Below are 14,308 nucleotides of genomic sequence, written 5' to 3'. Positions count from 1 at the left end.
CTCAGCGGCTGGCCGGGGCCAGTGCCGCCACCGCAGGCAGGACCATCTGGCCGAGCACCCGCAGCACGGTGATCTGGTCGCCGGTCCAGCTTTCCACGGCGGTCAGGTAGTTGAAGGTGCCGATCACCCGCCCACCCTCGCAGAGCGGCACGTTGACCACGCCATTCAGGCCCAGCCCACGGATCACGGCGATGTCGTCGAAGACGGCGGCCAGCGCCGCGTCGCCCTCGCCGACGAAGACCTCGCCGCGCACCAGCAACTGGCGCGTCCACGCGGTGTCGCCCTTGACCTTCTTGCCGCCCACCGGGTAGGCGGCCGGGTCGGACGACCACAGCCGCCCGATCTCGCCGGTCTCGGCCTGCCACGTGTTGATCGTCAGCAGGCCGGGGCCGAGCAGGTCCAGCGTGGCCTGCCCCACCGCATCCAGCACGGCCACCGGTGTCGCCGCGTGGCGCAACTGGTCGCACAGCGTGTTGAGCCGCGCCAGATTGGCTAGATTGACCATCGCAACCATCGACCCTTACTCCGCCTTGATGCCGAGCTCGCGGATCAGCTTGCCGTAGCGGTCAGCGTCGCGGCGCAGGATCTTGCCGAACGCCTGCGGCGTGGACGTGGTGGTTTCCACGCCGATGCTGTCCATCTTGGCCTTCACTTCGGGCAGCGTCATGATCCGGTTGATCTCGCTGTTCAGGCGCGTCACCAGCTCGGCCGGCATGTTCTTCGGGCCGAAGGCGCCGTACCACACGGACAGCTCATAGCCGGGCAGGGTCTCGCCCACCGTGGGTACGTCCGGCAGCAGCGGCGAGCGCTTGGCTTCGGTCACCGCCAGCAGGCGCAGCTTGCCGGCCTTCACGTGCGGCAGCGTCTGGGTGCCGGCGGAGAACAGCAGTTGCGTCTGGCCCGCCACCAGGTCCACCACGGCCGGGGCGCCGCCCTTGTACGGTACGTGGAGCATGTCCACGCCGGCCATCTTGGCGAACAGCACCGCGCTCAGGTGGTTGGTGGAGCCGGAGCCGGCGCTGGCATAGGCCAGCTTGCCCGGATTGGCCTTGGCGTAGGCAATCAGCTCCTTGACGTTCTTCGCCGGCACCGACGGATGCACCACCATGGTGTTCGTCACGTAGGCCAGCAGCCCCAGCGGGGTGAAGTCCTCCACGCCCTTGAACGGCATGTTGGGCATCAGCGCGGGGTTCATCGCGTGGGTGCTCATGGAACCGATCAGCAGCGTGTAGCCGTCCGGCTGGGCGCGCGCCACCGTGGCCGAGCCGATATTGCCCGAGGCGCCGGGGCGGTTGTCGACGATGACCGGCTGGCCGAGCGACTTGGTCAGGTGTTCGGACAGCACGCGCGCCAGGATGTCCGTGGAGCCGCCGGCGGCCCAGGGCACGATCAGCGTGATCGGTTTGGTCGGATAGGCATCGGCGGCGCCAGCCCCCGAGATGGCGGCGAACGACAATGCCAGCGCGGCGGCACCGCGCAGCAGGTTCTTGACTACGGACCTCATGACTGCAACTCCCTCTGTCTTCGTGCGGACCGCCCCGTGCGGGCCGACTGTTTGTGCGATACCGCTACCGCGATACCCCCCATGCCTGCCGCCCCGTCAGCGGCCCACGGCATAGCCTTGCATCCCACGCGCATTGGCGCCCGCGCGCAGCACCAGCCGGCCCTGGGCATCGCGCTCGCGCGAGCAGGCCGACATGCGGCCCTCGGACCAGTCGTCGCCCACGCGCACCTCGTGCCCGCGCGCGCGCAGCGCCTCCAGCGTGGCCGCCGGAAAGCGCGACTCGATGCTGATGCGGTTGAGCACGGTCTGGCGCGGCCAGAACGAACCCGGGAAATGATCGATATGCCAGGCCGGCGCGTCGATGGCCTCCTGGAGGTTCATGCCATGCACGGCATGACGCAGGAAGAATGCCAGGGACCACTGGTCCTGCTGGTCGCCGCCGGGCGTGCCGAAGACCATGTACGGCTCGCCGTCGCGCAGCGCCATCGACGGCGACAGCGTGGTGCACGGGCGCTTGCCCGGTGCCAGCGTGTTCGGCAGGCCCGGCTCGAGCCAGGTCATCTGCAGGCGGGTGTTCAGCGCGAAGCCGAGCGACGGAATCGTCGGGCTCGACGACAGCCAGCCGCCGGACGGCGTGGCCGCCACCATGTTGCCGTGGCGGTCGATCACGTCGATATGGCAGGTATCGCCCACGAACAGCTCGCGCTCGGCCCATTCGGTCACGGGCGGCAGCGCGGCGAAGGTGGGCTCGCCCACGCCGAAGCGCACATCGGCGGTGGCCAGCGTGCGCGTGGCCACGTCGAGGTCCGGCATGCGCGGCGCCTGGCCGTTCAGCGTGCCCGCCGTCATGGTCAGCGCGGCCTGCTCGCCGATGCCCGCCGCGCGCGCGGCCAGGTAGTGCGGATCGAGCAGCGCGCAGAGCTGGCTTTCCGTAAAGCGCGGGTCGCCGTACCAGGCGGTGCGGTCGGCCATCGCCAGCTTGGCGGCCTCGGCAATCTTGTGGACGAATTCGGGGGACGTGGGCGCGTGGGCCTCCAGCCCGGCGTGGCGCAGCATGCCGAGCTGCTGCAGGAACATCGGCCCCTGGCTCCAGATATCGCACTTGGCCACGGTGTAGCGGCCGAAGTCCAGCGTCACCGGGGCCTCCACCGTGGGCGCCCACTGGGCGAGGTCGTCGTAACGCAGCAGGCCGGTGTGCTTCTCGCCGGTGGTGTCGCGCACCGGGGTGTCGCGGCAGTAGGCGTCGATCGCCTCGGCCACGAAGCCGCGGTACCAGCAATCCATGGCGGCGTCGATCTGGCCCGTGCGGGAGTCGCTCCTGGACTGGGCGGTCTCGACGATACGCGTATAGGTATCGGCCAGTACCGGCAACCGATGGAGCGCGCCGGGGCGCGGCACCTTGCCGTCGGGCAGCCAGGTGTCGGCAGAGCTGTGCCATTCGTCGCGGAACAGCGCCTGCACGGCCAGGATGGCCTGCGAGATGCGCGGCACCAGCGGGAAGCCATCGCGCGCATAGCCGATGGCAGGCGCGAGCACGTCCGCCAGCGACCACGTGCCGTGGTCGCGCAGCATGGTCAGCCACGCGCCGAACGCGCCGGGCACGGTGGCGGGCATCAGGCCGATGCCGGGCATCAGTTCCATGCCCTGGGCGCGCAGCGCCTCCGGGTCCGCCAGCGCGGGCGCCGGGCCCTGGCCGCAGACTGACCGCATCGCGCGTGTCTTTTCATCCCAATAGAGGATCGGCACTTCGCCGCCCGGGCCGTTCAGGTGCGGTTCCACCACCTGGAGCACGAAGCCGCCGGCGACGGCTGCGTCGTAGGCATTGCCGCCGCGCTCGAGCACGCCCATCGCGGTCTGCGTGGCAAGCCAGTGGGTGGAAGCGGCAACGCCGAAGGTGCCAACGATTTCCGGACGGGTGGTGAACATGGCGTAATGACTGGTATCGAATGCATTTGAGTATAGGAGTCCGGAATAACTGCAAACGGCGAAAAAATTATTGTTGCATTACCATTTGGTTATATCGCTCCTTCACCCACCATGCCGATTTCGTCCGACAAGCTGCTTCATAACGTGGTCTCGCGCCTGCGCCTGCGGCATCTGCCGCTGCTGCTGGCGCTCGAGCGCCAACGTTCCGTCTCGCGCGTGGCCGCCGAACTCAATCTCTCCCAGCCGGCCGTGACCAAGGCGCTGCGCGAGATCGAGGACATTTTCCTGACCCCGCTGTTCACCCGCACGCGCCAGGGCCTGGAGCCGACACCCACCGGCGTGGCCGTGCTGGCCCATGCACGCACGGCGCTGGCCGATGCAGAGGCGCTGGGGCGCGAGCTGACGGTGATCGAAGCCGGCCTGCGCGGGCGGCTGCGGATCGGCGTGATTCCCTACGTGGCGCGCGGCGTGCTCGATGCCGCGCTGGACTTCGGCCTGCGCCACACGCCGCGTATCTCGATGCTGGTGCGGGAAGGGACCACCGATGAACTGGTCAACGCGCTGCGCCAGCACGAACTCGATTGCGTGATCGCGCGCTCGTTCTACCTGGCCGGCGAGGACATCGCCCAGCAGCCGCTGTACCGGGAGGAGCCGGTTCTGGTAGTGCCGGCGGACGCCGCCGCCCGGCTCTCCCGTGCCGGACTGGACTGGAAGCGGCTGGCGGAACGGGACTGGATCCTGCCGCCCCCGCATACGCCGGTGCGCCGCACGATTAATACGATGTTCGCGGTGGCCGGCGTGGCCCCGCCGCTGCCCACGGTGGAGACCTACTCGATCAAGCCGATGGCCACCCTGCTGCGCCGCCAGCCGGACGCCATCACCATCGTGCCGCGCTCGGTGGCGGCCGAACTGGTGGAACTGGGCGGCGCCGCCACCCTGCCCTTTGCGCTGAGCTGGGACTTGCCGCCCGTCGGCATCATGTGGCGGCGGGGGCTGGAAGACAACGAACTGATGACGTCGCTGGTGGAGGCACTGAGAGAAGCGGCCAAATAATCACTTAACTTGGAGTGCGTGCCCTCCGTGCGTGGGGACGACAATGTCTCATACATTCATGGACAATGTGCCTGTCGTGATTGACCCCTCGACATTTGTACCCGCACCCGCGACGGCTTCGTCGCGGGATTTTTTTTGGGTTATCGCCAATCTGCAGACCCAAGCATCTTCCGCATCAAGGCGTTTTCCAGCGTCACACCCCGACAGACTGGAAAGTTTCGCTCGACCACATGAAAGCCGTGACGAGCGAAAAAAGGCTCGGCAGTTTTGCTGACGTTTGACGTGAGTGCCGTCACCCCTAGACTCATGGCCTCCTCGTGAATACGCGCCATCAGCAGGTTTCCTATTCCCCGCCGCGCATGGAAACCCGATACATAGAAATGATCGATATATCCGTCGGGCTGAATGTCGGCATAACCGGCGATCTCATTGTCGATCTCGACGACGAAGGGCCGGATTTTTTGAACCCGCGCCGCCCATAAATCCATGTCAAAGTCCGCCGGCGCCCATGCCGCGATTTGCTCGGGGGAGTAATCCCTGGCGGCGATCTGGTGGATGGCGGTGAAATAGACGCGGAACAATGCCGCTTCGTCGCCTGGTGCGAACCGACGAATGTTCACGGAATCCTCTCAGGAAGACAGCGGCAAGCCCGCGTCCGTTGCGGCGTCCTTGGGCCCTTGGCGCCGTAGCACGACATGCGTGGCCTTCTCCGACGCTACGGATTGAACGCATGCGTATCCCAGCGCCCGCAAGTCGATCCCTCCGAACAGCGATTCTCCCCGCCCGAGCAAGACCGGCGCGATCGCAATGTGCAGTTCGTCAATGAGGCCCTCGCGAAGATACTGCCGGATTGTGTCCGCCCCACCGCCGATCCGCACGTCCAATCCGCCAGCGGCCTCGCGGGCACGGCGGAGCGCCTCGTGAATGCCTCCGGTTACGAAGTGGAACGTCGTGCCGCCCTCCATCTCGATGGAAGGACGAGGATGATGGGTCAAGACGAAGGCTGGCACGTGATACGGCGGATTATCTCCCCACCAGCCTTTCCAGTTTGCGTCCGGCCAGTCCCCGCGAATGGGTCCGAACATGTTCCGGCCAAGAATCCACGCCCCGACATTCTGAAAGCCACGGGCAGCGAAATCGTCGTCCACCCCGGCCGTACCGCCGTCCTTGCCGAACAAGGTCTGCTGGAAGGTGCGTGTTGGAAATAGCCAGTGGTGCAGATCCGTCCCGCCAACGCCGAGCGGATTGTTGATGTCCTGATCCGGACCTGCTCCGAATCCGTCGAGCGAGATAGTGAAGCCCTCAACGCGAACGCGTGCCATTGTTTTCCTCCGTGTAAACGCCTGACAGGCAATCAAGGGTGTAGCATACGCCACTTTCTTAGGGTTCCCCATTTTCCGCTGCTAGGATAATTCGAGTTCGCACCACGTCAAGGCAGAGACCGATGTCCAGCGCCCGTTGTCATTGGTTGACGCCCTTCGCCGCAGGACTCCTGTGGCTGGCACCCCTTGCCGCACATGGCCAGGAGGTGCTGCTGCTCGGCGGCTTCTACACCAACCCGCCAATCCAGGCCGACGACGACCGTAGCTACGCCTATGCCTACGTCTATCAGCAAAACCTGACGGAGCACTGGTACGCCAGCTATACCTACCTGAACGAGGGCCATATCACCGGCCATCACCGCGACGGCCACAGTGCCCAGCTCTGGTGGCGCTACCTCGCGCTGGACAGGCGGCTGGCGCTCTCGCTGGGCGCCGGCCCTTATCTCTATTTCGACACCACCAGCCACCAGCCCGATGGCAGCTACGAAAACCAGCATGGCGTCGGGGTGTTGGCCAGCGCGGCGGCCACCTGGTACGTCGGCGGCCCCTGGATGTTGCAGGTACGCTTTAACCGGACGTGGCAGACCTCGGGCTTCCAGTCCAACACGCTCCTCCTTGGCGTGGGCTATCAGCTCGGCCGCGACCACCTGCCAGGGCCCGTCGTGGGATCGGCTTCCCGCGGCAAAGACGCCACGCCCAACGAACTGAACGTCCTGCTGGGTGGCGTCGTCGTCAACGACTTCGATTCGGACATGGTCTTTGGCGGTGCGCTCGAATATCGGCGCCAGCTTTGGCGCTACGTGGAAGGGACGGTCAGCTACCTCGACGAAGGCAGCGCCAACTCAGTCCGGCGCCGGGGCGTGGCATCGCAGGCCTGGGTATCCGGGGCCTTCCTGGGAGACCGGCTGACGCTGGGTTTCGGTGCCGGGCCTTACTACGCGACCAGCCTGCATGTCAGCGGCCCCGGCGCGGACCCCTCGCCGTCCCGTTGGGCCGGCCTGTTGACGCTGTCCACGAGCTACCGGCTCGGCGATCACTGGCTGGCACGCCTGTCATGGAACCGCACCCTGACCGGATACAACCGCGATACGGACATGCTCCTCGCCGGGCTCGGCTACCGCTTCTGACGGCTTCTTATGGTTTCTGACTGTTCCTGACGGCTTCTGACGGCGGCTGACCAGCCCAACCATCATATTGAACTTGCCACCTCGGCGACCAGGGTCCGCAGCCAGATGTGCGCCGGGTCCTGCCGATAGCGCACGTGCCATGCCATGTGCAGCGGAAAGGTTCCGAGGTCGACCGGCGCGGGCACTACTTTCAGGCGCGGGTCGTGGGCCAGGCGTCGGCAAATTAGTTGGGGGAGCGTAGCGCAGTAGTCGGTGGCCGCGACAATCTCGGAGATGGTCGCGAAGTGCGTGACCGACACCACCACTTCACGCTTGAGCCCCTGACGGTCCAGGGCCTGGAAGAGGCCGGCGCGCAGGCGGCCCGGGGGCAGCACATTGACGTGCTTCAATCGCTCGTATTGTGTCTTCGTGATCCGGCTGTCGATCGTCGGATGATCGACGCGCACCACGCAGGCCAGGCCATCGTCCGCAATGTGTTGCACGATGAGGTTGTCTGGCGCGTCGCTGATCCGGCCCAGCACCAGCGCGGTGGTGCCTGAGGTCACGCCAGTCTCGGCGAGGTCGGTGCCGAAGGGCAGCGTGCGCAGCCGGATGCCTGGCGCGAGCGCGCTCAGCCGGGCGACCAGCGCGGGCACCAGCACAAACTCCACGTAGCTGTTCGGCGCAATCGTGACGACCTCATCGGCGCGCGACGGGTCGAAGTCCCGCTGCCCCAGCACCACCGTGTCCATCGCAGCCAGCGCCTGGGTCAGCGCGGGTGCGAGTTGCTCGGCCTTCGCGGTGGGCCGCATGCCATAGCGCTCACGGATGAACAGCGGGTCCTGCAGCACGATGCGCAGGCGCGACAGCGCGTTGGAAAGCGCCGCTTGCGTCATGCCCAGGCGGTCGGCGGCGCGGGTCACGCTGCGCTCCTCCATCAGCGCCACGAAGATCGGCAACAGGTTCAGGTCGTACCGCATCCGTACATATATCGTCGTCAATAAAACTGGATTATAGAAAATAAATTGGATGAATGATTATCCGCCGCCCATTATTCGCTCATCAAACCACCGAACGGAGATCACCATGTCCCTCAAGAACCTCATCCCCGGCCACCTGGGCTTCGGCACCGCACCGCTGGGCAACATGTTCCGCGCCATTCCCGAAGCCGAGGCGCAGGCGACCGTCGATGCCGCCTGGCAGGACGGCATCCGCTTCTTCGACACCGCGCCGTTCTACGGCGCCGGCCTGGCGGAAGCGCGCCTGGGCGATGCGCTGGCCGGCCGAGACCGCGACAGCGTCGTGCTGGCCACCAAGGTCGGGCGCCTGGTCCTGGACGAGGTGGAGGACGTCACCGCCCGTGACCTGGGCGAGAAGGGCGACGTGTTCCGGCACGGCCGCGCCAATCGGATCGTCAACGACTACTCCGAGTCCGCAACGCTGCGCTCGATCGAGGACAGCCTGCAGCGCCTGAAGACCGACCGGCTCGACATCGTGTGGGTGCACGACGTTGCGCAGGACTTCTACGGTGACGAGTGGCTCGGCGTGTTCGAGACCGCACGCAAGGGGGCCTTCAAGGCGCTGGACCGGCTGCGTGACGAAGGCGTGATCCGCGCCTGGGGACTGGGCGTGAACCGGGTCGAGCCCATCGAACTGCTGCTCGACCTGCAGGGCCCCCGGCCGGATGGCTTCCTGCTCGCCGGCCGTTACACGCTGCTGGACCATTCACGGGCCCTGCAGCGGGTGATGCCGCAGGTGGCCGCCCGCGGGCTGGGTATCGTGGTCGGCGGACCCTACAGCTCCGGCGCGCTGGTCGGCGGCCCCAATTTCGAGTACGCCCCGGCGACGCCGGCGATCCTGGACCGGGTGCAGGCGATCAAGGCAATCGCCGATCGCCACGGCGTGACCATGAAGGCCGCGGGCCTGCAGTTTTCGCTGGCTCATCCGGCCGTGGCAGCCGTGATCCCCGGCGCCAGCCGGCCGGAACGCATCGGCGAAGACCGCGCCGCTTTGGCGGCGCAGGTGCCGGCCGACTTCTGGCGCGAACTGCGCCAGGCCGGACTGGTGCATCCGGATGCACCGCTGCCGCATGGCGCCTGAAACCCTGTCTTGAACCACCGCCCAGGAGAACCGTCATGCACAACCAAGCCTACGAACCCCAGTGCAACTCGACGAAGACGCACTGCACCGACGCCCGCCAGATCAGCCGCAGGACCTTGACGCTGCTGGCACTGGCACTCGGCACCTTCTCGATCGGTACGTCCGAATTCGCCAGCATGGGCCTGCTCCAGCAGTTTGCCGCGGGCCTGGAACTCGACCTGACCACCGCCACGCACGCCATCGAGGCCTATGCCCTGGGCGTGGTGCTGGGCGGGCCCGCCGTCACGATCCTGGCCGCCAAGCTGAACCGCAAGCACCTGTTGCTGGCCTTGATGGGGGTCTTCGTGCTGGGCAATGTGCTGTCGTCGGTGGCAACCGGTCTGGTCAGCTTCACGCTGGCGCGCTTCCTGAGCGGCATTCCGCAAGGGGCCTACTTCGGCGCCGGCGCCGTGGTGGCCTCCTACATCGTCGGGCCGGGTCACGGTGGGCGGGCCTTTGCGCTGGTGATGACGGGCCTGACCGTCGCCACCATCGTAGGGTCGCCGCTGGCCACGCTGATGGGCCAGACCCTTGGCTGGCGCAATGCCTATCTGGCCGTGTCGGCACTGGGCCTGTTGTCCCTGGCGGCGCTATGGGCCTGGGTGCCGCGCTCCAGCGCGCTGCGCGGCGGGCCGGTGCTGCAGGAGCTTCGGGCCCTGAACCGCCCGGCCGTCTGGGCGATGGTGGCCGTGGCCGCCCTGGGCGTCGCCAGCATCTTCGCCGTCTACACCTTTATTGGCCCTCTCGTCACCGACGGCGCCCGGCTCGGCGAGCACTGGATTCCGATTGCGCTGGCCCTCTTCGGCGTCGGCATGACGGCGGGCAACGTCCTCGGCGGCTGGCTGGCCGACCGTCATCCCACGCAGGGCGTGGCAGCCGGCTTCGGCAGCGCGCTGGTCGCCATGGCGCTGCTGGCGATGGGCGGCCAGAACGCCGGTGTCCTGATGGCGGGCCTGTTTGCGGTGGGCGCGACGATGATGGTGGCGATCCCGACCATCCAGGTCCGGCTCACCCAGGCCGCTCCGGATGCGCCGACGCTGATGGGCGCAATGAACCTGGCGGCCCTCAACGTGGCCAACGCCATTGGCGCGTGGACGGGCGGGCAGGCCATCGCGCAGGGCCACGGGCTGCTGTCAGCCGTGTGGGCCGGCTTTGCGCTGACGCTGGCCGGTCTGATGTTGTTCCTGCGGATTTCCCGCAAGCAATCTCACCACACGATTGACGCCACTACGCAGGCCGTATCGTAAAAATAAAATCCACTTCTATCGACGCGCCTTTTGGCAATTGCAGTACACCAACAGACGAGCGAGTGTGTATGCCGACGTCGCCAAGCACCGAATACAGGACGTCGGATGCGCCGTCGGCCACTTCGCTTTGCATCGTGAAGTCTGGCGCGCTTCGCACAAATACGGTGATGCGCGGCACCGCCTGTATGGCGTCGAGCGTTCCGCAGCTTTTTTTGATGAGGGACAGGGCACGCAGCGTCGAAGTCCCTGCCGCACGGCGCGCCTCGTCGAGCGAAATGGATTCGCCCACGACGCCAACGAAGCGCACCGTTTCTCCAACTCGCGGGATTTGGCCAGCAATGTAGGCTACGTTGCCATCAACCAAAACAGGCGTGTACTTTCCACCGATCTTGATTTCCTCGTCCGGATCAAATCCGAATTCCGCCGCGATCTGCCGCAGCTTGTCATCTCTTGTCATAGGCACCTTCACCGACGCTGTCGAAAGGGTAAAGCGTAATCGATTGCGCTGCGTTTGTCTGAGACGACGCTTGGTCCCCCCTCAGCGCTTACACTTGGCGCCTCCGGCACAACCAACGCAAAGATCATGAAAAAAGCGGGAAGAATCAAATCCTGGCATGCCGATAAAGGCTATGGATTTATCGACATTCACGCGGACCTCAAGGACGTGTTCTTCCATGTCAGCGCATTGCAGACTCGCTCAGGACAACCGAAGCCCGGTGACCGCGTGAGCTTCGAGCTCGCCAGGGGAAAGGATGGCCGGATGCAGGCGCTCAACGTCGCGATAGCCGGCGCACCGAAGTCCGGCGGCGGCGGGGCGAACTGGTTGCCGGCGCTCATCGGTCTGGCGGCGCTGGCAATTATTGTCGTTGGTGCGCTCCGTGGTGATCTCCCTCGGCAGGCCGGCATCGTCAGTGTTCTGGCCAGCGTCATCGCCTTCCTCGCGTACGCTGACGACAAGGCACGGGCAAATCGAAAGGCGTGGCGCATTCCTGAGGCCAATTTGCATCTGATTGCACTCTGCGGCGGATGGCCCGGCGCGCTCGCCGCCCAGCACCTCCTTCGGCACAAAAACCGGAAGCAGGCGTTTCAGGTTGTCTTCTGGGGCACCGTCGCCCTGAACATTGGCGCGCTGGTGCTGTGGAAGACGATTATTGCCAATTGAGTGACAGCTCCGCGGCAGCCTATCTACCCTCCGCACCCTCCCCAAACCCCAACCAAACCACATGCCCGCGCACGTCCTCGGGCCATCCGGCGATCAATTCCCCCAAACGCCCCCGCTCATCCGCAAACAGCGCCCGTGCCGCCTCCTCAAAACCCGGAAGATCGCCGGCCATTGCCGACATGAAGTGATACGCCCGCTCCCGTGCCGCGCGGCGATTGTCGCCATGCGCATTCGCGCGGCGTGCCTCTTCCACGAGCTTTCGCAGCGCCACGGATGCCCCGCCTGGCTGCTGGGCGAGCCAGTCCCAGTGGCGCGGCAACAGCGTGACCTCGCGCGCCACGACGCCGAGTTTCGGGCGGCCCCTGCCGCGCGGCGTGTCCGGGGTGTCGTCCTGATCGGCGGCGGCATCCCCGCCCTCCGGCTGGAACCGGGCGACGATCTCCGCATCGCTGCCGCGTGTGTCGATGTCGATGGTGCCCCCGGTGGCGTTGTCGAAGACCAGCACCGGGCCGCTGGCTTTCCCTTCCATTGCGCGCCTGACCGCCAGTGCGACCACGCCGAGCGGGCCGGAGGCGAGGCGTCGATGGCCCTCGAAGGCGATATGGGATGGGAGGATTTCAGTTGGGTTCATGGTTTGCCCCTTGGTGATGGCCACAATTTATACCCGGATAAAATTAAAGTCAATATTACCCGGGTATAAATTTGCTGCACCCCGCCATGGAATAACCGCCGGGTGTCCTGCGTTTACCGGGCATGTGGCCTCGCGTGAGGCCGCCGCCCTTCGCGAGGAGCCCCGTGCCCAGTCATCCACGATCACCAAGACCCACCCTCCGGTTTCTCCTGCCGCTATTGGCCGCCCTTGCGCTGCCCGCCGTCGCGGCGCCGCCCGCCGGCCCTGACAGCGCCGCATTCCTGGCGGAGAGCGATGCCGCCATGACGAAGATGATGGACGACATGGCGGTCAAGCCCAGCGGCAACGTCGACGAGGATTTCGTCGCGATGATGATTCCCCACCATCAGGGCGCCATCGACATGGCCATGGCCGAACTGCGCCACGGCAAGAACGAGCAGCTCCGGCGCATTGCACAGGAAATCATCGTCGACCAGTTGCAGGAGATTGCCGCGATGCGGCTGGCGCTGGGGCAGCCCCTCCCGCCTTCCACGCCGGCGCCTACCCGCCCCGATCCGGTCCAACCAACGACCCAACCGGCGACCCAACCGGCGACCCAACCGACTCCCCCCAGCCATTCCGCTCACGCGCACTAAATCGCCCCGACCATGACAAGACACGCCCTCAGGAACACCCTCTCCCTCATGCTGCTGCTCGGCGCGGCCGGCGCGGCCCTGGCCGGTCAGGCGCCAGGGTCTTCGGCGGCGCCAGACGTGCCCATCAGCCACCGGGACCGCCTCTACGCCGCAGAGCAGTTCTCGAATACGGTTTCCGTGACGGACCCGGCGGACAACCGGCTGCTGGGCGTCATCCGCCTGGGCGACCCCGCGCCCGGCAACTTCAGCCCGCTGTATCGCGGCCAGGTGCTGGTGCACGGGATGGGCTTCTCGCCGGATCACCGCACGCTGGCCATTGTGTCGATCGGGTCGAACTCGGTGTCGTTCATCGACACCGCCACCAATGCCGTCAAGCACGTCACCTATGTGGGACGGTCTCCGCACGAGGCGTTCTACACGCCGGACGGCAAGGAGGTCTGGGTCACCGTGCGCGGTGAGAACTACATCGCCGTGATCGACGCCGCCACGTTCCAGGAAAAGACCCGCATCACCGTGGCCGACGGCCCGGGCATGCAGATCTTCTCGCCCGATGGCAAGTACGGCTACATCTGCTCGTCGTTCAACCCGGAGACGGCAGTGGTCAGCGTGGCCGACCACCAGATCGTGGGACGCGTGAAGCAGGAGAGCCCGTTCTGCCCGAACATCGCCGCCACGCCTGACGGCAAGCAGGTCTGGTTCACGCTCAAGGACATCGGCAAGGCCCAGGTGTTCGAGGCCCGCCCGCCCTTCCGCCTGATCAAGACGCTGGAGACTGGCCCGATCACCAACCACGTCAACTTCGCCCACACGGCGGCGGGCGAGTTCGCCTACATCACGGTGGGCGGGCTGAATCAGGTCAAGGTGTTCCGGACCGACGACTTCTCCCAGGTGGCCACGATTCCGGTGGGGAGCCTGCCGCACGGCATCTGGCCCTCGGGCGATGGCACCCGGATCTACGTGGGGCTGGAGAACGCCGACCAGCTGACCGCCATCGACACCGCCACCAACCAGGTGGTGGCCAACGTGCCGGTCGGGCAGGCGCCGCAGGCCATCGCCTATGTGCCGAACGCCGTGCCCGAAGGCGACGGCACGCAGGGGCTCCAGCCCCTGGGGGTAGCCGGGCAGACCACGCAGCTGAAGCTGCATGGCGTCGTGAACGGCAAGCCGGTGGCCACCGACCATGCGCCGACCAGCGTCACGCTGTTCGACCAGGGGCTGCTCCAGGTCCTGCAGGCATCGGCCACCGGGCTGCAACCGAAGCATGCCTATGTGCTGGCGCTCGCCAGCCGCGCGGACGGCGGCGGCCCGCTGGAGCCGCTCGCCGCCTTCATGACAAATCCGGCCGGCTCGGCCATCGTCAACGCGATTGGCCCGATCCGGCAGGTGGTGCGGGACGATGCCGGGGCCGGCGCGCGCCGCTATCTCGTGATCGCCCCGTCGGAAAATGGCAAACCCGGGGCGCCTGTGCAGGTGCAGGCACTGTAGGCGGGCAGAGGGGCAGGGAACGCGTGGCACGGATGATACAAATGGCACGACATTTGCGTATTACCCAGCAAATGCGTAGTACCCATCCCGGCCGCGCC

The 14,308-nt window shown here is 66.5% G+C and carries 15 protein-coding genes; 7 read left to right on the top strand and 8 right to left on the bottom strand.

Annotated elements, in window-relative coordinates; all coding sequences use genetic code 11:
• Position 1: 1 nt before the first annotated feature.
• From AB4120_RS09455 to AB4120_RS09445, 3 genes are all read right to left on the bottom strand, one after another.
• Entirely contained in the window at positions 2-505 is a 504-nt protein-coding gene (locus AB4120_RS09455) for a GAF domain-containing protein (RefSeq protein WP_149139293.1), read from the bottom strand.
• Positions 506-520: 15 nt separating this feature from the next.
• On the bottom strand, positions 521-1,504 hold the full coding sequence (locus tag AB4120_RS09450) for a Bug family tripartite tricarboxylate transporter substrate binding protein (RefSeq protein ID WP_149138122.1): 984 nt from the start codon (positions 1,502-1,504) through the stop codon (positions 521-523).
• A 96-nt stretch (positions 1,505-1,600) separates the two neighbouring features.
• Entirely contained in the window at positions 1,601-3,430 is a 1,830-nt protein-coding gene (locus AB4120_RS09445) for a gamma-glutamyltransferase family protein (protein ID WP_144196447.1), read from the bottom strand.
• A 111-nt stretch (positions 3,431-3,541) separates the two neighbouring features.
• Here AB4120_RS09445 and AB4120_RS09440 point away from each other — a divergent pair, with 111 nt between their 5' ends.
• Complete coding sequence (locus AB4120_RS09440; protein ID WP_144196446.1) at positions 3,542-4,483, top strand: LysR family transcriptional regulator; 942 nt, start codon at positions 3,542-3,544, stop codon at positions 4,481-4,483.
• 140 nt (positions 4,484-4,623) lie between these two features.
• Here the strand turns inward: AB4120_RS09440 and AB4120_RS09435 are convergent, their stop codons facing one another.
• Positions 4,624-5,103, bottom strand: a complete 480-nt coding sequence (locus AB4120_RS09435) for a GNAT family N-acetyltransferase (RefSeq protein WP_149138123.1) — start codon at positions 5,101-5,103, stop codon at positions 4,624-4,626.
• Positions 5,104-5,112: 9 nt separating this feature from the next.
• Positions 5,113-5,805: a dihydrofolate reductase family protein gene (locus tag AB4120_RS09430; protein WP_149138124.1), complete on the bottom strand. Its 693-nt coding sequence runs from the start codon at positions 5,803-5,805 to the stop codon at positions 5,113-5,115.
• A gap of 122 nt (positions 5,806-5,927) precedes the next feature.
• On the opposite strand from AB4120_RS09430, the gene AB4120_RS09425 reads away from it, so the two are divergent.
• A complete protein-coding gene (locus AB4120_RS09425) occupies positions 5,928-6,932 on the top strand; it encodes a porin family protein (RefSeq protein ID WP_149138125.1) in 1,005 nt (334 codons plus the stop codon).
• A gap of 62 nt (positions 6,933-6,994) precedes the next feature.
• On the opposite strand, the gene AB4120_RS09420 is transcribed toward AB4120_RS09425, so the two are convergent.
• Positions 6,995-7,891 (bottom strand): LysR family transcriptional regulator, encoded by an 897-nt coding sequence (locus AB4120_RS09420; protein WP_149138126.1) that lies wholly within the window; start codon positions 7,889-7,891, stop codon positions 6,995-6,997.
• Positions 7,892-7,997: 106 nt separating this feature from the next.
• Between AB4120_RS09420 and AB4120_RS09415 the strand changes: the two genes are divergently transcribed.
• Positions 7,998-9,011 (top strand): aldo/keto reductase, encoded by a 1,014-nt coding sequence (locus AB4120_RS09415; RefSeq protein WP_441642171.1) that lies wholly within the window; start codon positions 7,998-8,000, stop codon positions 9,009-9,011.
• Positions 9,012-9,046: 35 nt separating this feature from the next.
• Positions 9,047-10,297 (top strand): MFS transporter, encoded by a 1,251-nt coding sequence (locus AB4120_RS09410; protein WP_149138127.1) that lies wholly within the window; start codon positions 9,047-9,049, stop codon positions 10,295-10,297.
• Here AB4120_RS09410 and AB4120_RS09405 read toward each other — a convergent pair.
• A complete protein-coding gene (locus tag AB4120_RS09405; RefSeq protein ID WP_149138128.1) occupies positions 10,278-10,754 on the bottom strand; it encodes a RidA family protein in 477 nt (158 codons plus the stop codon). The genes AB4120_RS09410 and AB4120_RS09405 overlap by 20 nt on opposite strands.
• 126 nt (positions 10,755-10,880) lie before the next feature.
• Here AB4120_RS09405 and AB4120_RS09400 point away from each other — a divergent pair, with 126 nt between their 5' ends.
• Positions 10,881-11,459, top strand: a complete 579-nt coding sequence (locus tag AB4120_RS09400; protein WP_149138129.1) for a DUF1294 domain-containing protein — start codon at positions 10,881-10,883, stop codon at positions 11,457-11,459.
• A 19-nt stretch (positions 11,460-11,478) separates the two neighbouring features.
• On the opposite strand, the gene AB4120_RS09395 is transcribed toward AB4120_RS09400, so the two are convergent.
• On the bottom strand, positions 11,479-12,090 hold the full coding sequence (locus AB4120_RS09395) for a DUF2239 family protein (protein WP_149139294.1): 612 nt from the start codon (positions 12,088-12,090) through the stop codon (positions 11,479-11,481).
• A 122-nt stretch (positions 12,091-12,212) separates the two neighbouring features.
• Here AB4120_RS09395 and AB4120_RS09390 point away from each other — a divergent pair, with 122 nt between their 5' ends.
• Positions 12,213-12,725, top strand: coding sequence for a DUF305 domain-containing protein (locus AB4120_RS09390; RefSeq protein ID WP_441642170.1), 513 nt, complete (start codon positions 12,213-12,215; stop codon positions 12,723-12,725).
• A gap of 12 nt (positions 12,726-12,737) precedes the next feature.
• Positions 12,738-14,210 (top strand): YncE family protein, encoded by a 1,473-nt coding sequence (locus AB4120_RS09385; RefSeq protein ID WP_149138131.1) that lies wholly within the window; start codon positions 12,738-12,740, stop codon positions 14,208-14,210.
• The last annotated feature ends 98 nt before the right edge of the window (positions 14,211-14,308 follow it).

This window comes from Cupriavidus sp. 2KB_3 (genome assembly GCF_052115685.1).
In the GTDB taxonomy this organism is placed as follows: Bacteria; Pseudomonadota; Gammaproteobacteria; order Burkholderiales; family Burkholderiaceae; genus Cupriavidus; species Cupriavidus campinensis.
The sequence above is the reverse complement of the archived record's forward strand: the minus strand, read 5'-3'. Positions and strand labels throughout refer to the sequence as shown.